General features: G+C 61.5%; 22 protein-coding genes. 18 read left to right on the forward strand and 4 right to left on the reverse strand.

The annotated features are described in order from the left end of the window. Positions 1 to 13: 13 nt before the first annotated feature. Both galU and def read left to right on the forward strand, forming a co-directional pair. The gene (galU, locus tag JAB4_RS14105) at positions 14 to 907 is read left to right on the forward strand and encodes a UTP--glucose-1-phosphate uridylyltransferase GalU (protein ID WP_070221526.1); all 894 of its coding nucleotides are present in this window, start codon (positions 14 to 16) and stop codon (positions 905 to 907) included. After that, positions 904 to 1,440 (forward strand): peptide deformylase, encoded by a 537-nt coding sequence (gene def, locus JAB4_RS14110; RefSeq protein ID WP_070221525.1) that lies wholly within the window; start codon positions 904 to 906, stop codon positions 1,438 to 1,440. Before galU ends, def begins: the two co-directional genes overlap by 4 nt. 95 nt (positions 1,441 to 1,535) lie before the next feature. On the opposite strand, the gene JAB4_RS14115 is transcribed toward def, so the two are convergent. The 4 genes from JAB4_RS14115 to map form a co-directional block, all read right to left on the reverse strand. After that, entirely contained in the window at positions 1,536 to 2,300 is a 765-nt protein-coding gene (locus tag JAB4_RS14115) for a PilZ domain-containing protein (protein WP_083287073.1), read from the reverse strand. 145 nt (positions 2,301 to 2,445) lie between these two features. After that, on the reverse strand, positions 2,446 to 3,195 hold the full coding sequence (locus JAB4_RS14120) for a pseudouridine synthase (protein WP_034752263.1): 750 nt from the start codon (positions 3,193 to 3,195) through the stop codon (positions 2,446 to 2,448). Between the two features lie 41 nt (positions 3,196 to 3,236). After that, positions 3,237 to 5,804, reverse strand: a complete 2,568-nt coding sequence (locus tag JAB4_RS14125; RefSeq protein ID WP_070221524.1) for a [protein-PII] uridylyltransferase — start codon at positions 5,802 to 5,804, stop codon at positions 3,237 to 3,239. Positions 5,805 to 5,859: 55 nt separating this feature from the next. Further along, positions 5,860 to 6,672 (reverse strand): type I methionyl aminopeptidase, encoded by an 813-nt coding sequence (gene map / locus JAB4_RS14130; protein ID WP_070221576.1) that lies wholly within the window; start codon positions 6,670 to 6,672, stop codon positions 5,860 to 5,862. 400 nt (positions 6,673 to 7,072) lie between these two features. Between map and rpsB the strand changes: the two genes are divergently transcribed. The 16 genes from rpsB to JAB4_RS14210 all read left to right on the forward strand — a co-directional run bounded on the left by rpsB (position 7,073) and on the right by JAB4_RS14210 (position 22,722). Further along, positions 7,073 to 7,825: a 30S ribosomal protein S2 gene (gene rpsB, locus JAB4_RS14135; RefSeq protein WP_010397614.1), complete on the forward strand. Its 753-nt coding sequence runs from the start codon at positions 7,073 to 7,075 to the stop codon at positions 7,823 to 7,825. A 158-nt stretch (positions 7,826 to 7,983) separates the two neighbouring features. Beyond that, positions 7,984 to 8,895, forward strand: a complete 912-nt coding sequence (gene tsf, locus JAB4_RS14140) for a translation elongation factor Ts (protein ID WP_070221523.1) — start codon at positions 7,984 to 7,986, stop codon at positions 8,893 to 8,895. A 147-nt stretch (positions 8,896 to 9,042) separates the two neighbouring features. Further along, entirely contained in the window at positions 9,043 to 9,759 is a 717-nt protein-coding gene (gene pyrH, locus JAB4_RS14145; RefSeq protein WP_034752258.1) for a UMP kinase, read from the forward strand. Positions 9,760 to 9,925: 166 nt separating this feature from the next. Then, entirely contained in the window at positions 9,926 to 10,486 is a 561-nt protein-coding gene (frr, locus tag JAB4_RS14150) for a ribosome recycling factor (RefSeq protein WP_070221522.1), read from the forward strand. 100 nt (positions 10,487 to 10,586) lie between these two features. Continuing rightward, positions 10,587 to 11,354, forward strand: a complete 768-nt coding sequence (uppS, locus tag JAB4_RS14155) for a polyprenyl diphosphate synthase (RefSeq protein WP_070221521.1) — start codon at positions 10,587 to 10,589, stop codon at positions 11,352 to 11,354. Then, a complete protein-coding gene (locus JAB4_RS14160) occupies positions 11,354 to 12,187 on the forward strand; it encodes a phosphatidate cytidylyltransferase (protein WP_070221520.1) in 834 nt (277 codons plus the stop codon). The genes uppS and JAB4_RS14160 overlap by 1 nt, the downstream gene beginning before the upstream one ends. Before the next feature lie 8 nt (positions 12,188 to 12,195). Then, positions 12,196 to 13,380 carry a 1-deoxy-D-xylulose-5-phosphate reductoisomerase gene (ispC, locus tag JAB4_RS14165; RefSeq protein WP_070221519.1) on the forward strand — a complete coding sequence of 395 codons (1,185 nt, stop codon included), beginning with the start codon at positions 12,196 to 12,198 and terminating at the stop codon, positions 13,378 to 13,380. Further along, a complete protein-coding gene (gene rseP, locus JAB4_RS14170) occupies positions 13,377 to 14,738 on the forward strand; it encodes an RIP metalloprotease RseP (protein WP_070221518.1) in 1,362 nt (453 codons plus the stop codon). Before ispC ends, rseP begins: the two co-directional genes overlap by 4 nt. Before the next feature lie 83 nt (positions 14,739 to 14,821). Beyond that, complete coding sequence (bamA, locus tag JAB4_RS14175; RefSeq protein ID WP_070221517.1) at positions 14,822 to 17,158, forward strand: outer membrane protein assembly factor BamA; 2,337 nt, start codon at positions 14,822 to 14,824, stop codon at positions 17,156 to 17,158. 51 nt (positions 17,159 to 17,209) lie between these two features. Further along, a complete protein-coding gene (locus JAB4_RS14180) occupies positions 17,210 to 17,728 on the forward strand; it encodes an OmpH family outer membrane protein (RefSeq protein ID WP_046684967.1) in 519 nt (172 codons plus the stop codon). A 21-nt stretch (positions 17,729 to 17,749) separates the two neighbouring features. Next, positions 17,750 to 18,805 carry a UDP-3-O-(3-hydroxymyristoyl)glucosamine N-acyltransferase gene (gene lpxD, locus JAB4_RS14185; RefSeq protein WP_070221516.1) on the forward strand — a complete coding sequence of 352 codons (1,056 nt, stop codon included), beginning with the start codon at positions 17,750 to 17,752 and terminating at the stop codon, positions 18,803 to 18,805. After that, positions 18,802 to 19,296, forward strand: coding sequence for a 3-hydroxyacyl-ACP dehydratase FabZ (gene fabZ / locus JAB4_RS14190; protein WP_034752234.1), 495 nt, complete (start codon positions 18,802 to 18,804; stop codon positions 19,294 to 19,296). The genes lpxD and fabZ overlap by 4 nt, the downstream gene beginning before the upstream one ends. A 1-nt stretch (position 19,297) precedes the next feature. Next, positions 19,298 to 20,089, forward strand: a complete 792-nt coding sequence (gene lpxA, locus JAB4_RS14195) for an acyl-ACP--UDP-N-acetylglucosamine O-acyltransferase (RefSeq protein ID WP_070221515.1) — start codon at positions 19,298 to 19,300, stop codon at positions 20,087 to 20,089. Next, a complete protein-coding gene (gene lpxB / locus JAB4_RS14200) occupies positions 20,073 to 21,257 on the forward strand; it encodes a lipid-A-disaccharide synthase (RefSeq protein WP_070221575.1) in 1,185 nt (394 codons plus the stop codon). Before lpxA ends, lpxB begins: the two co-directional genes overlap by 17 nt. A 44-nt stretch (positions 21,258 to 21,301) precedes the next feature. After that, positions 21,302 to 21,940, forward strand: a complete 639-nt coding sequence (rnhB, locus tag JAB4_RS14205) for a ribonuclease HII (protein ID WP_070221514.1) — start codon at positions 21,302 to 21,304, stop codon at positions 21,938 to 21,940. Beyond that, complete coding sequence (locus tag JAB4_RS14210) at positions 21,937 to 22,722, forward strand: RNA methyltransferase (protein ID WP_070221513.1); 786 nt, start codon at positions 21,937 to 21,939, stop codon at positions 22,720 to 22,722. Before rnhB ends, JAB4_RS14210 begins: the two co-directional genes overlap by 4 nt. Position 22,723 lies beyond the last annotated feature (1 nt).

Raw genomic sequence — 22,723 nt, forward strand, 5'->3', positions numbered from 1 at the left:
TTACAGAAGACCCATGAAAAAAATCAGAAAAGCAGTCTTTCCCGTCGCCGGCCTGGGCAGCCGTTTCTTGCCTGCGACCAAGGCGCAACCGAAGGAAATGTTGCCCATCGTTGACAAGCCATTGATACAGTACGCGGTCGAGGAAGCCGTGGCTGCGGGTATCACGGAAATGATCTTCATCACGGGCCGCAACAAGCGCGCCATCGAAGACCATTTCGATACGGCCTATGAGCTCGAGTCGGAACTGGAAGCGGCCGGCAAGCGCCAGTTGCTGGAAATGGTGCAAAACGTCATTCCCAAGCACATCAATTGCATTTACATCCGCCAGTCGGCGCCGCTTGGCCTCGGGCATGCCGTGCTGTGCGCGCGTCCCGTGATCGGCGACGAGCCGTTTGCCGTCTTGCTGGCCGACGATTTCATGGATGTGGAAGAGGGCGTGCGCCCCGTGCTGGCGCAGATGGCCGATGTGTTCCAGTATGAAAACTGTTCGCTGCTGGCGGTGCAGGACGTGCCGCGCGCGGAAACCAGGCAGTACGGTATCGTCAGCGCCCAGCATTATCAGCCTGACCTGGAGCTGGTGTCGGGGATCGTGGAAAAACCCGTGCCGGAAGAGGCGCCGTCGACCCTCGCCGTGGTCGGCCGTTATGTGCTGACCAGCCGCATCTTCGAGCACCTGGAAAAAATCGGTACGGGCGCCGGCGGTGAAATCCAGTTGACGGACGGCATCGCCGCCCTGATGCGTGAAGAGCGCGTGCTGGCTTACCGTTACAAGGGGCAGCGTTATGATTGCGGCTCCAAGCTCGGTTATCTGAAGGCAACGACAGCGATGGGCATGAAACACCCGGAAACGGGCGCGGCCTTTCGCACTTACCTGCAAGAACTGCAATCGACACTGGACGCAAAATGACGGTACGTGAAATCCTGAAGATGGGCGATCCGCGCCTGCTGCGGATGGCCGAGCCCGTGCGTGAATTCGATACGCCCGAACTGCATGCCTTGATCGCCGACATGTTCGACACCATGCACGCGGCCAATGGCGCAGGCCTGGCGGCGCCGCAGATCGGCGTCAACCTGCAAGTGGTGATCTACGGCTTCAAGCAGAACCTGCGCTATCCCGACGCACCGCAAGTGCCGGAAACCGTGCTGATCAACCCCGTGCTGACGCCTTTGTCGGAACGCAAGGAAGAGGGTTTTGAAGGCTGCCTGTCCGTGCCCGGCCTGCGCGGCAGCGTGCCGCGCTGGAGCGAGCTGCACTACGAAGGCGTCGACCAGTTCGGCCAGCCCATCAGCCGCGACTGCGACGGCTTCCATGCGCGCGTGGTGCAGCATGAAGTGGACCACCTGCACGGCATCCTGTATCCGATGCGTATCGTCGACTTCACGCAGTTCGGCTATACCGAGGTCATGTTCCCCGACCTGGATCCGAACGACGACGATTAATTGCCGCTTAACCTGGACGTCCGGGGTCAGACCCCCGGATGCGTTAGCGCAAAGCTATGTGTTGGCGGTGTTGAGGGTCTGACCCCAGTACTCAACTAGCGCACCTTGCGGCTGCTGCCCAGGTTATCGAGCAATGCCTTCAGCTCATCCTGCATGGCATCCGTCAGGTTCAGGAAGCGGCAGCCGATCTGCACCTGCTCGCCCAGCAGGAAGGAGCGGAAGGTGCGCGACAGGCGGATTTCCAGGTCGGCGATCATGACCTTGTCCGGCCCCAGCTCCAGGCGCACGCGCGACAGCTTGCGGCCCACGTACAGGCCTACCGTGTCGCGCGGATGGGCGCGCATGCCGATGCCGCCGGCCGAGAAATCATACAGCTGCAATTCATATGGACGGCCCTCGAGCACGAAGGCGGCCAGGTAGTACACGCCCAGCGGTGTTTCCAGGCGGGCCGATTCGCGCCGCTCCAGGACCAGGCAATGGCTGGGAAAGTTCGTCAGGTAGACGTTCGGCCGCTCGGGATACGCTTGCCATTCGCCATTGATGGTGAACTGCAGTTTGGCGTTTTGTACCCACGACACAAACGTGGCGCCGCCAGGCGGCAGGGTCGCACCTTCATTGAGTTCCAGCACGAATTGCGGCAAGTCATCATCAACGGACAGGACGCGCCCCAGGATGAGGTCTTCGCCGCCAGCCGGGTAGATGGAGATGGCGTCGCCGTTGTCAGCCAGGCTGCACAAGGTTTCGCCGATATCCCACGGATCGCTCATATGGTGCGGCTTGGTGCCGGGGGCCATCGGCTCGGCCACGTCAGCCAGACTGGGCGCGCCCTTGCGCAGGGGATTGGGGATGGGATCGTTCACGACAGCGTATCTCTTTTGTTCTAATGGGGAATAGTGTATAGGTTTAAGGCAATATTTACTAAGTAAATCACAATAATTGATTTTATATCACTATATTCCTGTTGCTTATGTATGCTGGCCTGGCATGCCGCCTTGACGTCGCCGCTTAAAACTGTTCGTCTGCGCTCAAATAACGCCATTGGCCGGTAGGCAAGTCGCCCAGTTTGACCTTGCCGATGCGCACGCGTTTCAAACCCAGCACCTTCAGGCCCACGGCTTCGCACATGCGGCGGATCTGGCGTTTCTTGCCTTCGCGCAAAGTAAAGCTTAGCTGGTCTTCGTTTTGCCAGCGCACCTTGGCCGGCAACAGCGGCTTGCCGTCGAGCCACAGGCCGTGGTTGAGCTTTTTCAGCTCGCTGTCGGGCAGGGTGCCGCCCTTGGTGTAGCTCACGCGCACCAGGTATTCCTTGTCGATGTCGGTATCGTGGCCGATCAGCTGCTTGGCCACGCGGCCGTCCTGCGTCAGGACCAGCAAGCCGACGGAATCGATGTCCAGCCGTCCCGCTGCCACCAGGCTGCGCAGCTGGGTCGGATGGAATTGTTCCGGGCTGCGGTCTTCCGCCCAGCGGTTTTCCGCCTTGATCAGGGCCACGGCGGGCGTGTAGCCGTCTTCGGCCTGGCCGCTGACGTAGCCGACGGGTTTGTTGATCAGCACGGTGACGCGCTTCGATTGCTCGGCCGCCGCCTGGCGTTCCACGGTGACGCGCTGGCTCGGGTAGACCTTGCTGCCCAGTTCGGACACCACCTTGCCATCCACGCGGACCCAGCCGCGGGCGATCCATTCATCGGCTTCGCGGCGCGAGCACAGGCCCAGTTCGGACATGCGTTTGGACAAGCGTAATAATTCTTCGGTCATGTTGTTTCAGTTTCAGTAAGGGTAGGCGCTGCGCGGAAAGCTTACACTTTCAGCGCATCGAGTAAATCGGTTTCCAGCAATATCTGGTTGCGGGCATTGTTGAGCGCGGGGCCGTCGACGAGGAAGACGTCTTCGACCCGCTCGCCCAGGGTCATGATCTTGGCCGTGTGCAAGTTGATGCGGTACTTGGTCAGCACGTTGGCGATCGCGTACAGCAGGCCCGTGCGGTCGTTGGCCGCCACCGACAGCAGGTAGTACTGGCCTTTTTCATCGGGCCGCAAGTCCACCGTCGGCTGGAAGGGGAAGGTGCGCGACAGGCGCGACAGCCGTCCCTTGCCCGGCGGCGGCAGCGGCGTTTGCGACTGCAGCAGCTCGCCCAGCTCATGCTCGATCAGGCTGATGATGTCGCGGTAGCTCTTGGCGAAGTTTTGCTCGGTGACGAGGAAGGTGTCGAGCGCATAGCCATTTTTCGTCGTATGGATCTTCGCGTCGAGGATGCTGAAATTCTTGCGGTCGAAATAGCTGCAGATGCGCGCGAACAGGTCGGGCTGGTCGGGAATGTACACGGCCACCTGCAAGCCTTCGCCGATGGGCGCCAGCCGGCATTTTACCACCGGCAACTTGCTGTCGAGCTTGTCATACAGCGAGCGCGTCTGCCAGGCGATGTCGGACGCGTCGTGGCGCAGGAAATACGCCACGTCCAGCTGTTGCCACAGTTTCTGGTGCGCATCGGGCGGCAAGCCGTACAGGCGCAGGGTGGCCAGCGCTTCCTGCTGGCGGTTTTTGAGCTCGCGGTCGGCCGTGTGCGGCTCGCCGCCCAGCACGCGCAGGGTGATCTTGTACAGGTCTTCCAGCAGCTTGCCCTTCCAGGCATTCCACACTTTCGGGCTGGTGCCGCGGATGTCGGCCACCGTCAGCAGGTACAAGCCCGTCAGGTGGCGCTCGTCCTTGACCACTTTCGCAAAGGCGGCGATGACGTCGGGATCGGACAAGTCCTGCTTTTGCGCCACTTGCGACATGGTCAGGTGATTTTCCACCAAGAAAGCCACCAGTTCCGTGTCCTCGGCAGACAGGCCGTGGTCCTGGCAGAACTGGGTGGCGTCGGCCACGCCCAGCTTCGAGTGGTCGCCGCCGCGGCCCTTGGCGATGTCGTGGAACAGGGCCGCCACGTACAGCAGCCACGATTGCGAGAAATCGGCCATCAGCTGGCTGCAGAACGGATATTCGTGCGCGTGTTCGCTCATGGTGAAGCGGCGCATGTTGCGCACCACCATCAGAATGTGTTGGTCGACCGTGTACACGTGGAACAGGTCGTGCTGCATCTGGCCCACGATGCGGCGGAAATTCGGCAGGTAGCGCCCCAGGATGCTCATCTCGTTCATGCGCCGCAGCGCGTGGATGATGCCGACAGGGGCTTGCATGATGCGCAGGAACAGGGCGCGGTTGACGGGATCCTGGCGGAAGGCGGCGTCGATCTTGAAGCGCGCGTGCCACAGGGCCCGCGTGGCGCGCGAGGTCATGCCCTTCAGGGCCGGGCGCTCCGTCATGAGCACGAAGACTTCCAGCATGGCCGATGGATATTGCTCGAACGTGTCGTCGGCGCTGATGTCGATCAGGCTGTTGACTTCATTGAAGCGCTCGTTGATGGGCACGGCCACGTCGTCCTGCGGGAACAGCCGCGCTTCGATGTTTTGCAGCAAAATCGTGTTGAGCTGGGTCACCGTCTTGGCGGCCCAGTAGTAGCGTTGCATGAGGAATTCGCTGGCACGGCGCATGTGCGGCCCGCTGCCCGTCGCTTGCAGGCCCAGCGATTCGGCGATCGCCGTCTGCACGTCGAACACGAGGCGGTCTTCGCGCCGCCCCGCGTGCAGGTGCAGGCGCACGCGGATATCCTTGAAGGCGCGCTCCTTTTCCATCAGCTGGCGCGCTTCCGTCAGGGTGATCAGGCCGCCCGTGGCCAAGGTGCGCCACGAGTTCGCCAGGCCGGCCGCTTTGGCCACCCACAGGATCACCTGCAGGTCGCGCAGGCCGCCCGGGCTTTCCTTGCAATTCGGTTCCAGGCTGAACGCCGTGTCTTCGTACTTGGCATGACGCTGGCGCATTTCCGCCGTTTTTGCCTGGAAGAAGGCTTGCGGGTCCATGGCCGCGTCATAGCGCTGCTGCAATTGCGCGAACAGGTCCGCGTTGCCGCACACGAGGCGCGCTTCGAGCAAGCTCGTCTGCACGGTGATGTCGGCCTTCGATTCGACCAGGCATTCATCGACCGTGCGGATGCTGTGGCCGATTTCCAGGCCCAGGTCCCACAGCAGTTGCACCAGTTCCTCGAGCTTTTCCTGCGTGGCGGCGTCCGGCGATTGTTGCAGCAGGATCAGCAGGTCGACGTCGGAATACGGAAACAGTTCGCCCCGGCCATAGCCGCCCACGCCCACCAGGGCCGTGCCTGGCGGCAAGCCTGCTTCCTGCCAGGCCCGCGCCAGCACGCCATCGACGCTGTGGCGCAGGCTGCGCAGCAGTTTTTCAGGCTTGCCGTCGGCCTGGAAGGCCGCAATGACGACCTGGCGGTCGGCTTTCAGTTGCTGTTTCAGCTGTTCCCGAACTTGCTTTTTCATCTGGGCCCTGGGTGGCGGTGGGTCGGGTGGGGTCAGGCTTGATTAATGACGCTTATCAGGCTTTATTGCCGATAAAGGCGGGCGGCGGCGGCATGCCCGGCGAGACGGTCAGCACTTCATAGCCCGTTTCCGTGACCAGCACCGTGTGTTCCCATTGCGCCGACAAGCTGCGGTCCTTGGTTTTGATGGTCCAGCCATCGTTCATTTCGCGGATTTCGCGGCGGCCCGAGTTGATCATCGGTTCCACCGTGAAAATCATGCCCGCTTCCAGGCGCTCCAGGGTGCCTGGCTTGCCGTAGTGCAAGACTTGCGGCTCTTCATGGAAGACCTTGCCGATGCCGTGGCCGCAGAATTCGCGTACCACGCTGTAGCCGGCCTTTTCCGCGTGCTGCTGGATGGCGTGGCCGATATCGCCCAGGTGGGCGCCCGGCTTGATCTGATCGATGCCCAGCCACATGCACTCATAGGTGATTTCCGACAGGCGCTTGGCCAGGATGGTCGGCGTGCCGACAAGGAACATGCGGCTGTTGTCGCCGTGGTAGCCATCCTTGATGACGGTGATGTCGAGGTTGACGGAGTCGCCACTTTTCAGGACCTTGTCGCCGGGAATGCCATGGCAGATGACGTCGTTGACGGAGGTGCAGATGGCTTTCGGATAGGGCGTGTAGCCGGGCGGGCAGTAGTTGAGCGGGGCAGGGATGGTGCCTTGCACGTTGACCATGTATTCGTGGCACAGGCGATCGAGTTCGCCCGTCGTGACGCCCACCTTGACGAAGGGGGTGATGTAGTCGAGCACTTCGGCGCCGAGCTTGCCGGCAATGCGCATGCCTTCGATGTCGGCGGCGGTATTGATACGGATGGTGGACATGGTGTAATTCGCAATCTGCAAGAATTCAGGTGAAAAGCACAGACGATTCCTGCTGTATGGGGAAAAGTCTGCAAATATGCCGAAATTATAAACGAGGCGCCCTGAATCCGCCGCCTCCTTCCTATGGCCGGGAGGGGATTTGTGGGGAGAAAGCGGATGAAAAGGCGGTGCGGCCACGCCTTGCACCATCGTGGTGCGCCGGCTGTTTCCGCCGGGCGCGCGATTTGCGGTGCGGACTTGATGCGGCAGGCATTTCAGTGTAGAATCCCGGGTTGCTTGAATTCTCTTTTAAGCAATGCAGTAAAACAGTGTCTTTAATTTATATAAACACGCGAATCCGGTCGACAAGGGTGCCTGTATGGTGACTGATCGGATTCCAGACCCAACCCTGGAGTTAATAATGTCCGTAACAATGCGCGAAATGCTGGAAGCCGGTGTCCACTTTGGTCACCAAACCCGTTTTTGGAATCCAAAAATGGCACCGTTCATCTTCGGCCATCGCAACAAGATCCACATCATCAACCTGGAAAAAACCATGGCGATGTACCAGGACGCAATGAAGCACGTGCGTCAACTGGCTGCAAACCGTGGCACCATCCTGATGGTTGGCACCAAGCGTCAAGCTCGCGAAATCATCGCTGCTGAAGCACAACGCGCTGGCGTGCCTTTCGTTGATCAACGTTGGTTGGGCGGCATGCTGACCAACTTCAAAACGATCAAAACCTCGATCAAGCGTCTGAAAGACATGGAAGTGATGATCGAAGACGGTTCGATCGAGAAGCTGTCGAAAAAAGAAGCGCTGATGTTCTCCCGCGAAATGATCAAGCTGCAAAAATCGATCGGCGGCATCAAGGACATGGGCGGCATTCCTGACGCAATCTTCGTCGTCGACGTCGGCTACCACAAAGGTGCGATCACCGAAGCGGCTAAACTGGGTATCCCGGTCATCGGCGTTGTCGATACCAACCACTCCCCAGAAGGCGTGAACTTCGTGATCCCAGGTAACGATGACTCCTCGAAAGCCATCATGTTGTACGCTCGCGGTGTTGCTGACGCAATCATCGAAGGCCGTGCAGCTGCCGGTAACGAAGTTGTTGAAATGGTTAAAGCAGCCGCTGGCGACGAATTCGTCGAAGTTAACGAACAGGCTTAATGGCCAGGCTATCGCAAGATAGCCGTTTGTAAGCACAGCAGTAAGGGAAAAGGGGTGGCAGCAGCTCCCCCTTTTTTTTAACAAAAAAACGATAGTGACCGCTGGCGAGGCATGCATGCCCGGCCGCGACTATCGACTCACCGAATCAGGAGAAACACATGGCAGCGATTACAGCAGCGATGGTAGGCGAATTGCGCGGCAAAACCGACGCACCAATGATGGAATGCAAAAAAGCACTGACCGAAGCCGAAGGCGACATGGCTCGTGCGGAAGAGATCCTGCGCGTCAAACTGGGCGGCAAGGCATCGAAAGCATCGGCACGCATCACCGCTGAAGGCGTCGTGGCAACCTACATCGCCAATGGCGTAGGCGCCCTGGTCGAAGTGAACTCGGAAACCGACTTCGTTGCGAAAAACGACGATTTCCTGGCACTGGCCAACAACGCTGCCCGTCTGGTAGCGGAACACAACCCGGCTGACGTCGCTGCCCTGCTGGCCCTGCCACTCGATGGCAAGACCCTGGAAGACGTGCGCGCTGCCCTGATCGGCAAAATCGGCGAAAACATGACCATCCGCCGCTTCCAGCGTTTCGAAACCAGCGCCAAGCTGGCTTCGTACCTGCACGGTTCGCGCATTGGCGTGATCGTCGAATTCGACGGCCCCGATGAGCAAGTGGGCAAAGACGTGGCCATGCACATCGCTGCCATGAAGCCAGTGTCGCTGTCGTCGAACGAAGTTCCTGCGGAACTGATCGAAAAAGAGCGTTCGGTTGCACAACTGAAAGCCGAAGAAGACGCAGCCAAAGCGGCCGCCGAAGGCAAGCCAGCGCAATCGCCGGAAATCCTGGCCAAGCGCCTGGAAGGTTCCGTACAGAAGTTCTTGAAAGAAGTTTCCCTGCTGAACCAAGCTTTCGTGAAAAACGACAAGCTGTCGGTTGAGCAAATGCTGAAGGCGGCTAACACCAGCGTCAAAGGTTTCGCCATGTACGTAGTGGGCGAGGGCATCGAGAAGAAGCAAGACGACTTCGCAGCAGAAGTCGCAGCACAGATGGCTGCCTCCCAGGGAGCGTAAGTAAAGCGGGCCGAGAGGCCCGTTTTTTTGGCCCGCCCGCACCTGTGTGCCGGGCGGCGGCATGGGCAGCTTCCTCCCGCCTATCCGGCGCTGCAAGGCGCTGCGCCATGTCATACTCGAATAACCTCATTTATGGAGCCCCAGCTCATGTCAAAACCAGCCTACAAGCGCGTCCTCCTCAAGTTGTCCGGCGAAGCCCTGATGGGCGATGATCCCTACGGCATCAACCGCGCCACGATCGAGCGCATGGTGGCCGATGTGGCCGAGGTGGCGAAGTTGGGTGTGGAACTGGCAATCGTGATTGGCGGCGGCAATATCTTCCGCGGCGTCGCGCCTGGTGCGCAAGGCATGGACCGCGCCACCGCCGACTACATGGGCATGCTTGCCACGGTGATGAACGCACTGGCCCTGGCCGATGCCATGCGCCATGTCGGCATTACCGCGCGCGTCATGTCGGCCATCGGCATCGAACAAGTGGTCGAGCCGTACGTCCGCCCGAAAGCCCTGCAATACCTGGAAGAAGGCAAAGTGGTCGTCTTTGCTGCCGGTACCGGCAATCCGTTCTTCACCACCGATACGGCAGCCGCCCTGCGCGGTTCCGAGATCAGCGCCGAGATCGTCCTGAAGGCCACCAAGGTCGACGGCGTCTACACAGCCGATCCGAAGAAGGATCCGAACGCCACCCTGTTCCACACGATTACGTTCGACGACGCCATCGCCAAGCATCTGCAAGTAATGGATGCCACCGCATTCGCCCTGTGCCGCGACCAGAAACTGCCGATTAAAGTGTTTTCGATCACCAAGCCGGGCGCGCTGATGCGCGTCATCATGGGCGAAGACGAAGGCACCTTGGTTCACGTATAAGGGAAGCGGAGCGCCGAGAAGCCGTCCATGGCTGCGTTGCAGTGCCTTGCCGTACATTCGGCGCCGCGCCTTGCCCTGAACGGTTTTTGGCACTCCCGACTGCGCTGGTGTTTTCATCGCAAGCGAAGTAGCAATATTCATTATTATCAAGACAAGGAGTACAGCAATGTCCTTAGCTGACGTTAAGAAAAATACCCAGGAACGCATGACGAAGTCGCTGGAAACACTGCGGGCCGACCTGGCCAAAGTGCGTACCGGCCGCGCCCATACGGGTATCCTGGACCACGTGATGGTCGAGTACTACGGTTCGCCGACGGCGTTGACCCAGGTGGCCAACGTGACCCTGATCGATGCGCGCACCATCGGCGTGCAGCCGTACGAGAAGAAGATGGCCAACACCATCGAAAAAGCCATCCGCGACGCCGACCTGGGTCTGAACCCATCGGCACAGGGCGACCTGATCCGCGTTCCGACGCCGCCGCTGACGGAAGAGCGCCGCAAGGAAATGGTCAAGCTGGTCAAGAGCGAAGCGGAAGACGCGAAAATCGCCGTGCGTAACATTCGCCGCGATGCGAATGAGTCGCTGAAAAAACTGGTCAAGGAAAAAGCCTGCTCCGAGGACGATGAGCGTCGCTCGTCGGAAGAAGTGCAGAAGCTGACGGACAAGTTTATTGCCGACATCGACAAGATGGTTGTCGACAAAGAAAAAGAAGTGCTGACCGTCTAGTTTTCAGTCCTTTTGGCGCTGCCCGGAAAAGCACGGCTTTTCCGGGCAGTGCTATTTGGAGCATAATAGTTATCTTTTATTTTTTGGTATTCGTGTTTTCATGATCTATTCGAGTTCGACAACGGCAGTACCTGAAGTGGGCACGGTGCCGCGCCATGTGGCAATCATTATGGATGGCAATGGTCGCTGGGCAACCAAGCGCTTCCTGCCGCGTGTGGCTGGCCACGTCAAGGGCGCGGATGCCGTGCGCGGCATCGTCGAGGCTTGCATCGAGCGCGGCGTCGAATACCTGACCCTGTTTGCTTTCAGCTCGGAAAACTGGCGCCGCCCGGAAGAAGAGGTGTCGATGCTGATGCGCCTGTTCGTCACGATGCTGGAACGCGAAGTGGTCAAGATGCATGCGAACGACATCCGCCTGAAGGTGGTGGGTGACTTGTCGCGCTTCAACGACGAGCTGCAAACCCTGATCGCCAATGCGGAGCGCAAGACGGCGAACAACACGCGCCTGACGGTGTCCATCTGCGCCAACTACGGCGGCCGCTGGGACATCATGCAGGCAGTCAATAAAATGACGGCCCAGGCGCTCGCCGATGGCCAGTCTGCCGGACACGCTTACACGGAAGAGCAACTGGCGCCGCACCTGGCCATGGCTTACGCACCCGAGCCCGACCTGTTCATCCGCACGGGCGGCGAGCAGCGCATTTCCAATTTCCTCCTGTGGCAACTGGCGTACACTGAGTTGTTTTTCACCGAAACTTTCTGGCCCGACTTCAATGGCGAGTGCCTCGACGCGGCAATCGCGTCTTACCAGCAGCGCGAACGGCGCTTTGGCCGTACCAGCGCGCAATTAACTGAAAAGACAAACTGATGCTGAAAACACGGATAATCACCGCCCTGGTCCTCCTGGCGGTCTTGCTGCCGGTTCTGTATCTGAATTATTTCCCCGCCTTCGCCGTGATCGCCACGGCGTTCTTCGGCGCCGCCGTCTGGGAAAGCTTCCGCATCTTCAAAAATCGCCACGCGCTGCTGATCGCCGCCGTCTGGACTGCCGCCTTCGCGTATACTTTTTTTGTCGGCAACGGCATGGCGCAGCTCAATTTCTGGTTCGCCCTGTGCGTGGCCATCTGGCTGATCCGCTTCGTGCCTTCGCTGGCAACAGGCTTGCCGCCCACCGAAGGCCTGGGCAATACCTTGCTCAGCTTCGTGTACCCGGTGACCATCGTCGGCTGCTTCGTCGCCATCATCGCCCTGTTCCTGCATAGCCCTTTGTACCTGCTGTCCGTGATGGCCCTCGTGTGGATCGCCGATATCGGCGCCTATTTCTCGGGCAAGGCGTTCGGCAAGCGCAAACTGGCGCCAAGTATTTCCCCAGGTAAGTCCTGGGAAGGCGCCATCGGCGGCGGCATCGCCGTGCTGGTCATCTCCGCCATCACCATCGTGGCCGCGCCATCGCTGCCGGTATTGCAAGACACCTTCGCCGTGCAGCTGCAATTGCGCCGCGGCTGGCTGGTGGCCTTGCTGGTGCTGCTGCTGATCGTTGCGGCCAGCATCGTCGGCGACCTGTTCGAATCCCAGCTGAAGCGCCGCGCCGGCATCAAGGACAGCAGCAAGCTGCTGCCCGGCCATGGCGGCGTACTCGACCGTATCGATGCGCTGATCCCGGTCTTGCCATTTGCCGCCCTCGTGGCCAGCTGGCTTTAAGGAAACTCATGCAATACATCACCATTCTTGGCGCGACCGGCTCGATCGGCGTGTCCACCCTGGACGTCCTCGCGCGTCATCCGGAGCAATACAGCGTGTATGCGCTGAGCGCCCACAGCCGCGTGGCCGAACTGGCCGCCCAGTGCCTGCAATTTCGCCCCCGGCGCGCCGTCGTCGGCACGGCCGACGCCGCCCTTGAACTGACGCGTTTGCTGCGCGGGCAGGGCGTCGATACGCAAGTCGAGTACGGCGTGGACGCCCTGTGCGACATCGCCAGCGCGCCACAGGTGACGGGCGTGATGGCGGCCATCGTCGGCGCGGCCGGCCTGGCGCCCACCCTGGCGGCAGCGCGTGCCGGCAAGAAAGTATTGCTGGCCAATAAAGAAGCGCTGGTCATGTCCGGCCAGCTGTTCATCGATGCCGTGCATGACAACGGCGCCGTGCTGCTGCCCATCGACAGCGAACACAACGCCATCTTCCAATGCATGCCGCACGCCCATGGCCGCGCGCCGGGCGCCGCGGGCGTGGCGAAAATCGTGCTGACGGCTTCCGGCGGCCCTTTCCTGACGCGCGACGTCGAGACGCTCGACACGGTCACGCCGGACCAGGCATGCAGGCATCCGACCTGGGCCATGGGGCGCAAGATTTCCGTCGATTCGGCCACCATGATGAACAAGGGCCTGGAAGTGATCGAGGCGCACTGGCTGTTCGGCGCGCCGGCCGACCAGATCGAGGTGTTGATCCACCCGCAAAGCGTGATCCATTCGATGGTTTCGTACATCGACGGTTCCGTGCTGGCCCAGCTGGGTAATCCGGACATGCGCACGCCGATCGCCCATGCGCTGGCGTATCCGCAGCGCATCGCGTCCGGCGTGGCGCAGCTGGACCTGGCCCAAGTGGCCACCTTGCAGTTCGAACGTCCCGATTTCCGCCGTTTCCCCTGCCTGGCGCTGGCCTTCGACGCCTTGCGCGCGGGCGGCACGGCGCCGGCTTTGCTCAATGCGGCCAATGAAGTGGCCGTGCAAGCGTTTCTTGACGAACAGATCGGCTTCCGCCAGATCGACAGGGTCATCGCGCACGTGATCGAGACGGTGCCGCATGGCGCCGCTTCGAGCATCGACGCCGTGATGGAGCAGGACCGCCTGGCCAGAGCGGCCGCGCACGCGTATATCGCGCAAAGGCTGGCTGCATGACGCTCATCACCACGTTGCTGGCCTTTATCGTCGCGCTCGGTTCGCTGATTACCCTGCACGAGCTGGGCCACTACCTGGTGGCGCGCTGGTGCGGCGTGAAAGTGCTGCGTTTCTCGATCGGCATGGGAAAAGTGGTGTATTCGCGCAAGTTTGGCAAGGACCAGACGGAATGGGCGATCTCCGCGCTGCCGCTGGGCGGCTATGTCAGCATGCTCGACAGCCGCGCGCAAGACCTCAGCGACTTGTCGGAAAGCGAATTGCGCCGCGAATTCACGCGCCAGAGCGTGTGGCGCCGCATCGCCATCGTGGCCGCCGGCCCGCTGGCCAACTTCCTCGTCGCCATCGTGCTGTACGCGGGCCTGTTCATGCATGGCATCGAAGAGCCGTCGAGCAAGCTCGGTCCCGTGGCCGAACAGACTGCCGCCTATGCGGCCGGCTTGCGCAGCGGCGATACGGTCGAGTCGGTAAATGGCAAGCCCGTGGCCAGCTGGTCCGAGCTGCGCTGGGAACTGATCCAGGCTACCCTCGACAAGCTGCCGGCGCGCATCGAAGTGCGCCGTCCCGACCGTGGTCAGCAGGAAGCGACCTTGCCGACGGCCAGCCTGACGGAGACGGACCTGGAAGGCGACGTGCTGGGCAAGCTGGGGTTGACCCTGGCCCGTTCCGCGCCCACCCTGATGGAAATCATGCCCGATGGCGCCGCCGCGCGCGCCGGCCTGCAGAAAAACGACCAGATCCTGGCCATCGACGAACAACCCGTGCACGACGTGGCGGCCGTCATCGCCACCCTGAGCCAGGCGCCGGGCCGCACCTTGCAATTGCAGCTCTTGCGCCAGGGCCAGGACCTGACTTTGCCCATTACGCCGGACGCCGTGCCGGGCGCCGGGGCAGAGGGAGCTGTAACAGTTGGTAAGATACAAGCAAAGCTGGGACAGGTGCCGGATATGATCACCGTGGCCTCCGGACCGTTCTCTGCCGTGGGCAAGGCGTCCGCCAAGGTCTGGGATACCAGTGTCATGAGCCTGAAAATGCTGGGCAAAATGATCACCGGCCAGGTTTCTCTGAAGAATGTGACGGGACCCATTACCATCGCCGATTACGCGGGCCAGACGGCGCGCATCGGCTTGGTAAGCTACCTGAGCTTCATCGCCTTCATCAGTATCAGTCTGGGCGTGATGAATTTGCTACCCATTCCTGTTCTGGATGGCGGGCATTTGCTGTATTATTCGCTGGAAGTTTTGACCGGACGCCCCTTGCCGGAGCGCGTAGGCGAGATTGCCCAGCGCCTGGGGATAGGTTTGTTGCTGACCTTGATGGTGCTTGCCGTCTTTAATGACGTGTTGCGATTGCTGAATTAGGACGCTGGTTGAGGCCATTGCGTGAGTCGCACAAGCAATCTTTTGTGTATGTTGTCCATTGATTTACCCATTGAATAACCCCAATGAAATTACATTCTGCTCGTTTTGCCTTGCCTTCCTTTCGCCGCAGCCTGATCGGCGCCGCCGTCATGGCCATCTGTTCCGGCCACGCGCTGGCCGTCCAGCCATTTACTGTCAAGGACATCCGGGTCGAAGGGATCCAGCGTACTGAAGCGGGCACCGTCTTTGCCTACCTGCCGGTGCGTGTCGGCGAAACGTTCTCCGACGAGAAGAGCGTTGCCGCCATCAAGGCCCTGTATGCGACGGGCATGTTCAAGGATGTGCGCCTGGAAGCCGATGGCGACGTGCTGGTGGTGCTGGTCGAGGAACGTCCGGCCATCGCCAGCGTGGCATTTACCGGTACCAAGGAATTTGAAAAGGACGTGCTGGTCAAGGCGCTGAAGGAAATCGGCGTCGGTGAAGCCAAGATTTTCGACAAGGCCTCCGTCGACCGCGCGGAACAGGAACTCAAGCGCCAGTACCTGTCGCATGGCCTGTACGGCGTGAAGATCACCACCACCGTCACGCCGATCGAGCGCAACCGCGTCAACGTGGTGTTCGCCGTCGACGAGGGCGACGTGGCCCGCATCAAGCAGATCAACATCGTCGGCAACAAGGCCTTCACGGACAAGGAACTGCGCGAGCAGCTGGCCCTGAACACGGGCGGCTGGTTCAGCTGGTACACCAAGGCCGACCAGTATTCGAAGACCAAGCTGACGGGCGACATCGAAGCGCTGAAGTCCTACTATCTGGACCGCGGCTACATCGAGATGCAGGTCGATTCGACGCAAGTGTCGATCACGCCCGATAAAAAAGACATCTACCTGACGATCAACATCACCGAAGGTGAAAAGTACAAGATCGCCGGCACCAAGTTCGAAGGCGAGATGTTCGGCCGCGAAGAAGAGCTCAAAGCGCTGAACCTGATGCGCGAAGGCGACATCTACTCGGGCGCGCGCCTGACGGCGACGAACAAGCGCATCCAGGACCGCCTGGCCACGTTCGGCTATGCGTTTGCCAACGTTAACGCCAATCCCGAGATCAACCGCGAAAAGCATGAAGTCGGTTTCACCTTCTTCATCGATCCGGGCAAGCGCGTCTACGTGCGCCACATGAATATCGCCGGCAACACCACCACGCGCGATGAAGTCATCCGCCGCGAATTCCGCCAGTTCGAATCGTCCTGGTACGACAGCAACAAGATCAAGCTGTCGCGCGACCGTGTCGACCGCCTCGGCTACTTCAAGGACGTGACCATCGACACGCCGGAAGCGCAGGGTACGACCGACCAGGTCGACGTCAACGTGACGGTGGTGGAAAAACCGACCGGTAACTTCCTGATCGGCGGCGCCTTCTCGCAATCGGAAAAATTCACCCTGTCGGCCTCGATTTCGCAAGCCAACTTCGCCGGTAGCGGCAACACGGTCGGCATTGAACTCAATACCAGCCATTACAGCCGCACGATCGCGTTTTCGCAAACCAATCCGTACTTCACGGACGACGGCATTTCGCGCAGCTTCGAAGTCTATCTGCGCACGACGGAACCGCCGGCGCTGAACATCGGCAGCTACAAGATCAAGCAGACCGGTGGCCGCGTCAGTTTCGGCGTGCCGTTCTCGGAAGTCGACACCGTCTTCTTCGGCATCGGCGCCGAGCGCTCGCGCATCGAAACCGATATCACCAGCCCGATCCGCTTCAAGCAGTACGTGATCGACAATGGCGGCCCGTCCGACGGTATCGGTTCGGCCACCACGAATTCCATCCCGCTGACGGCGGCATGGCAGCGCGACAGCCGCGACAGCGCCCTGACGCCATCGATCGGCCGCTACCAGCGCGTCAACCTCGAGGCCGACCTGATCGGCGACCAGAAATACTTCCGCGCCATTTATGAGCACCAGTATTTCCGTCCGTTGTTCAGCAAGGTCACCCTGGCGCTGAAGGGCGAGATCGATTACGGCCACGGTATCGGCAAGCACGTGTATCCGGTCTTCAAGAACTTCTACGGCGGCGGCATCGGTTCGGTGCGCGGCTACCTGAGTTCCTCGCTGGGCGCGGTCGAACCGAGCACCAACGATGCCTTGGGCGGCGCTTCGCGCCTGATCGGTAATGCGGAACTGCAGATGCCATTCCCCGGTTCGGGCAATGACCGCAGCTTGCGCTGGTTCGGTTTCCTTGACGGCGGCCAGGTCTACCAGGAAGGCGAAAAAATGCGGATCTCGCAATTGCGCTATTCTGCTGGCTTGGGCATCAGCTGGATTTCACCGGTGGGCCCGCTCAAGCTGAGCTACGCCAAGCCCCTGAACGCCAAGCCGACGGACCGCCTGGAGCGCTTCCAGTTCCAGATGGGCACCGGTTTCTGACCGGCCATCTGAACGGGGGCGACAGCTTTTACTTTTTGACCATGGAGTATCATGAACACCGCATCCGCTACCCTGCCCAAGACCCTTGCCGTGATCGCATTGTGCTGGAGTTCGCTGTTGCCGGTGCAGGCGCAGGCTCAGGAGTCGAAGATCGCCTGGATCAGCAGCGAACGTATTTATAACGAATCGAGGCTGGCCAAGCTGGCCAGCGCCAAGCTGGCCGAAGAGTTCCGCTCGCGCGAAAAAGCCGTGCAGGAACTGGCTGCCCGCTTCAAGGTGGCCAACGAAGCCCTGGAAAAGGACATGCCGACCCTGAGCGAGGCGGAGCGCGCCAAGCGCCAGCGCGAGTTTTTCGAGCTGGACAAGGAGCTGCAACGCCGCCAGCGCGAGTTCCGCGAAGACCTGAGCCAGCGCACGAATGAAGAGCGCAGCGCCATCGCGGAAAAGGCCAACACCATCATCCAGCAGATGGCGCATATCGAAGGATATGACATCGTGCTGCAGGAAGCCCTGTGGGCCAGCCCGCGCATCGACATTACCGACAAGGTATTGAAGGCGCTGGACAAGTGATATTAGAATAGAGGTAATTAGATGGGCACTCGACTAGGAGAATTGGTCGAACGCTTCGGCGGGCAGTTGGCGGGCGATCCCAACCTGGAAGTGTCAGGTATCGCACCGCTGGCCGACGCCGGCGCTTCGCACATCAGCTTTCTGAGCAATAGCAAATTCCGCGCACAGGCGGCCCAGAGCGGCGCCGCCGCGCTGATCCTCACGCCGGCCGACGATGCGCTGATCGGCGTCGACTACGCCGGCGCGCGCATCGTCACCCCGAATCCCTATGTGTATTTCGCGCGCGCGGCGCAGTATTTCGCCGCCCTGCACGAGATCACGGCACCAATCGGCATCCATCCGGGCGCCTTTGTCGACGCCAGCGCGCAGGTTGACGCCAGCGCCTCCGTCGGCGTGCATGCGGTGATCGAAGCGGGCGCCGTGATCGGCGCCGGCTGCGTCATCGGCCCCGGCTGCGTGGTGGGGCGCGACGCCGTCATCGGCGCCGGTACCCAGCTGTTCGCCAACGTGACCTTTCACGCGCGCTGCGTGATCGGCCAGCGCGGCATCATCCATTCGGGCGCCGTGATCGGCACCGACGGATTCGGCTTCGCCAACGAAGGCGGCGTCTACATCAAGATACCGCAGACGGGCAGGGTGGTGATCGGTGACGATGTCGATATCGGCGCCAACACCACCATCGACCGCGGCGCACTGGCCGACACCATCATCGAAGATGGCGTCAAGCTCGATAACCAGATCCAGATCGGCCACAACTGCCATATCGGCGCGCACACGGCCATGGCCGGCTGTGTCGGCGTGGCCGGCAGCGCCATCATCGGCAAGTACTGCACCTTTGGCGGCGCCGCCATGGTGCTGGGCCACCTGACCATTGCCGACCGCGTCCACGTGGGCTCGGGCAGCATGGTCTCGCGTTCGATCCTGGAAGCGGGCCAGTACACGGGCTTTTATCCGCTGGCCAAGAACGCCGACTGGGAAAAGAGCGCGGCCATCGTGCGCAACCTGTCAAGCATGCGCGAGAAGATCCGCGCGCTTGAAAAAACAATTAAAACACTGACCACGCAAGACGAAAAATGACTACTGAAAAAAAGACCCTCGACATCCTCGCCATCAAATCGCTGCTGCCGCATCGCTACCCGCTGCTGCTGGTCGACCGCGTGCTGGACTGGGAAGCCGATAAAACCATCACCGCCATCAAGAATGTAACGGTCAACGAAGAGTTCTTCCAGGGCCATTTCCCGCACAAGCCGGTCATGCCCGGCGTGCTGATGATCGAAGCGCTGGCGCAGACGGCGGCCCTGCTGTCGTTCCTGTCGATGGGCGTGAAGCCGGACGAGAATTCGGTCGTGTACTTTGTCGGTATCGACAATGCGCGCTTCAAGCGTCCAGTCGAACCGGGCGACCAATTGAAGATGGACGTCGAAATCCTGCGCGTCTCGCGCGGCATCTGGAAATACAAGGCCGTCGGTACGGTCGACGGCAAGCTGGCGGTGGAAGCGGAACTGATGTGCACCATCCGCAGCGCGCAAGATGCCAGCCAGTCTGCGAGCCAGCCAGCGGGGCAGTAACATGGCGGCCATCCACTCCACGGCAGTCATCGATCCGAAGGCCGAGCTCGACAGCTCGGTCGAGGTGGGTCCGTACACCATCATCGGTCCGCATGTGCGCATCGGCGCCGGCACCAGGGTCGGCCCGCACGTGGTGATCGACGGCCACACGACGATCGGCAGCGACAACCACCTGTTCCAGTTTTCTTCCATCGGTGCGCAGCCGCAGGATAAAAAATGGGCGGGCGAGGCGACGCGCCTGGAAATCGGCGACCGCAACACCATCCGCGAGTTCTGCACCTTCAACACGGGCACCGTGCAGGGCGGCGGCGTGACGCGCCTGGGCAATGACAACTGGATCTCGGCGTATGTGCACCTGGCGCACGACTGCCTGGTGGGCAACAACACTATCTTTTCGAACAACGCGCAGCTGGCGGGCCACGTGGAAATCGGCGACTGGGTCATCATGAGCGGCTTCGCCAATGTGCACCAGTTCTGCAAGATCGGCGCGCACGCCTTTGTCGGCATGAGCACCAGCCTGACGCAGGACGTGCCGCCGTTCGTCCTGTTGAACGGCAACCCGGCGCAGGCCCATGGCGTCAATATCGAAGGCTTGAAACGCCGCGGCTTTACGCGCGAGCAGATCAACGGCATCCGCGCCGCGTATAAGCTCATCTACCGCGCGGGACTGACCCTGGAAGAGTCCAAGGCGGCCCTGTTCGAAGAAGAGCAGGCTTCCTCGCCCGAGGTGGCGCAACACATTCGCGCCATGCGCGAATTCCTTGGCGTGGCGTCGCGTGGCATCGTCCGCTGACCAGGACCGCGGCCTCGGTGTCGCCAATGTCGCCATCGTCGCCGGCGAGGTGTCGGGCGACCTGCTGGCCAGCCGGCTGCTGTCCGGCCTCGTGCCGCAGCTGCCCGGCGCGCGCTTCCACGGCATCGGCGGCGAGCACATGGCCAGGCAGGGCTTCGTGTCCGACTGGCCGCTCGACAAATTGACCGTGCGCGGCCTGTTCGAGATCATTCCCCGCTACCGCGAAATCAAGGGCATCCAGAACGCGCTGCGCGACCAGCTGCTGGCGGAGCGTCCCGCCGTCTTCATCGGCGCCGACTACCCGGGCTTTAACCTGGGACTCGAGCAGCAACTGAAGGAAGGCGGCATCCCTACCGTGCACTACATCGGGCCGCAGATCTGGGCCTGGCGCGGTGGACGCATCAAGAAAATCATCAAGGCCGTCTCGCATATGCTGGTGATCTTCCCCTTCGAGGAAGAGATCTACCGCAAGGCAGGCGTGCCCGTTACCTATGTCGGCCATCCGCTGGCCGAGATGATCCCCCTGCAGCCCGACGAAGCGGCCGCGCGCCGTGTCCTTGGCTTGCCGGAAGACGCGAATGTCGTGACCCTGATGCCGGGCAGCCGCATGGGCGAACTCAAATACAATACCGTGGCGTTTGTCGGCGCCTGCAAGCTGCTGCTGGCGCGCGACCGCTCCCTGCGTTTCGTCGCGCCCATGGCCGGCGAAAAGCAGCGCCAGTACTTTTTGCAACTGATCCGTGAGGCGGGCTTGCAGGACGTCGAAATCCTGCTCACCGATGGCGGCTCGCACACGGCCATCTGCGCCGCCGATGCGGTGCTGGTGGCTTCCGGAACGGCGTCGCTGGAAGTGGCGCTGTACAAGAAACCGATGGTCATCGCCTACAAGATGATGCGCGCTTCGTGGGAAATCATGCGCCACATGGGCTACCAGCCATGGATAGGCTTGCCGAACATCCTGGCGCGCGATTACCTGGTGCCCGAGCTGCTGCAAAACGCGGCCAGCCCGCAAGCGCTGGCCGATGCCATGTGGCAGCAGCTGAGCGACGTGCCGGGCCGTTTGCGCCTGGTGCAGCGCTTCACGGACATGCACCACAGCCTGCTGCGCGACAGCGCGCGCGAGAGCGCCAACGCCGTCATGCAGGTCATCGCCGCCAACCGCAAGTAAGCTCGAATCACCGCTTCAACCGCAGCACCAACCAAAGATTCAACGTGAAAAATATCTATCCCGGCCTGTTTGACGACTTGCCATTCTCGCTCGATGAAATCATCTGCGGCGTCGACGAGGCAGGCCGCGGTCCGCTGGCCGGCCCCGTGTTCGCCGCCGCCGTGATCCTCGACCCGAACCAGCCCATCGACGGCTTGCGCGATTCGAAAAAACTCAGCGAAGCCAGGCGCGACCTGCTGGCGCCGCAAATCAAGGCCAAGGCCCTGGCCTGGGCCATCGCCGAAGCGTCGGAAGAAGAGATCGACAACCTGAACATCTTGCAGGCGTCGATGCTGGCCATGCGCCGCGCCGTCGAGTCCCTGGCGACCGTGCCGACCCTGGCACTGATCGACGGCAACCGCTGCCCCGTGATGCCGATACGCGGCATGGCCATCATCGGCGGCGACGACAAGGTCGATTCCATTTCCGCCGCTTCCATCCTGGCCAAGACGGCGCGCGATGCGGCGCTGGTGCACCTGCATGCGGCCTATCCCGAGTACTGCTTCGACCAGCACAAGGGCTATGGCACCAAGCTGCACCTGGAGCGCCTGCACCTGCACGGCGCCTCGCCCGTGCACCGCCGCTCGTTCGCGCCCGTGCGCAACGTGATCGCGCTGTTTGGCGGGCAGGAGGTGGCGGCATGAAGACGATCACCTCGCGCGACAATGCGCAATACAAGGATTTATTGAAGCTGGCGGGCAGTTCGCAGGCGCGCCGCAAGTCGGGCCGCACCCTGCTCGACGGCGTGCACCTGTGCCAATCCTATCTGCAGCTGCGCGGCATGCCGGAGCAGTGCATCGTCAGCGAAAGCGCCTTGCAGAACCCCGAAGTGGCGGACATCGTCGGCCAGCTGGAAAGCCGGCGCGCGCATGTACTGGGCTTGCCCGATGCCTTGTATAACGCGGTGAGCCAGGTCGAGCACGGCGTGGGCGTGATGTTCCTCGTCGAAACGCCGGAACGGGCCGTCACGCAGCCCCTGAGCGTGTCGGCCGTGCTGCTCGATAACCTGCAAGACCCGGGCAACGTGGGCTCCATCCTGCGCAGCGCTGCCGCCGCCGGCATCACGCAGGTGTACTGCAGCGCCGGCACGGCCTTCTGCTGGTCGCCCAAGGTGCTGCGCGCGGCGATGGGCGCGCACTTCGTGCTCGACATCTTTGAAAACGTCGACCTGGCGGCACTCGTATCGAACGCCAAGGTGGCGACGCTGGCCACCAGCGGCTACGCCACGCAGCGTCTGTACGACGTCGACCTGCGCCAGCCCGTCGCCTGGCTGTTCGGCCATGAAGGGCAGGGCGTGGCCGACGACCTGCTGTCGATGGCCACGCACCAGGTAGTCATTCCCCACCTGGGCCAGATCGAATCGCTGAACGTGGCCGCCTGCGCCGCCGTGTGCTTCTTCGAGCAGCTGCGCCAGGGTCAGTCCTGAT

It is taken from the genome of Janthinobacterium sp. HH102 (assembly GCF_001758625.2).
In the GTDB taxonomy this organism is placed as follows: Bacteria; Pseudomonadota; Gammaproteobacteria; order Burkholderiales; family Burkholderiaceae_D; genus Janthinobacterium.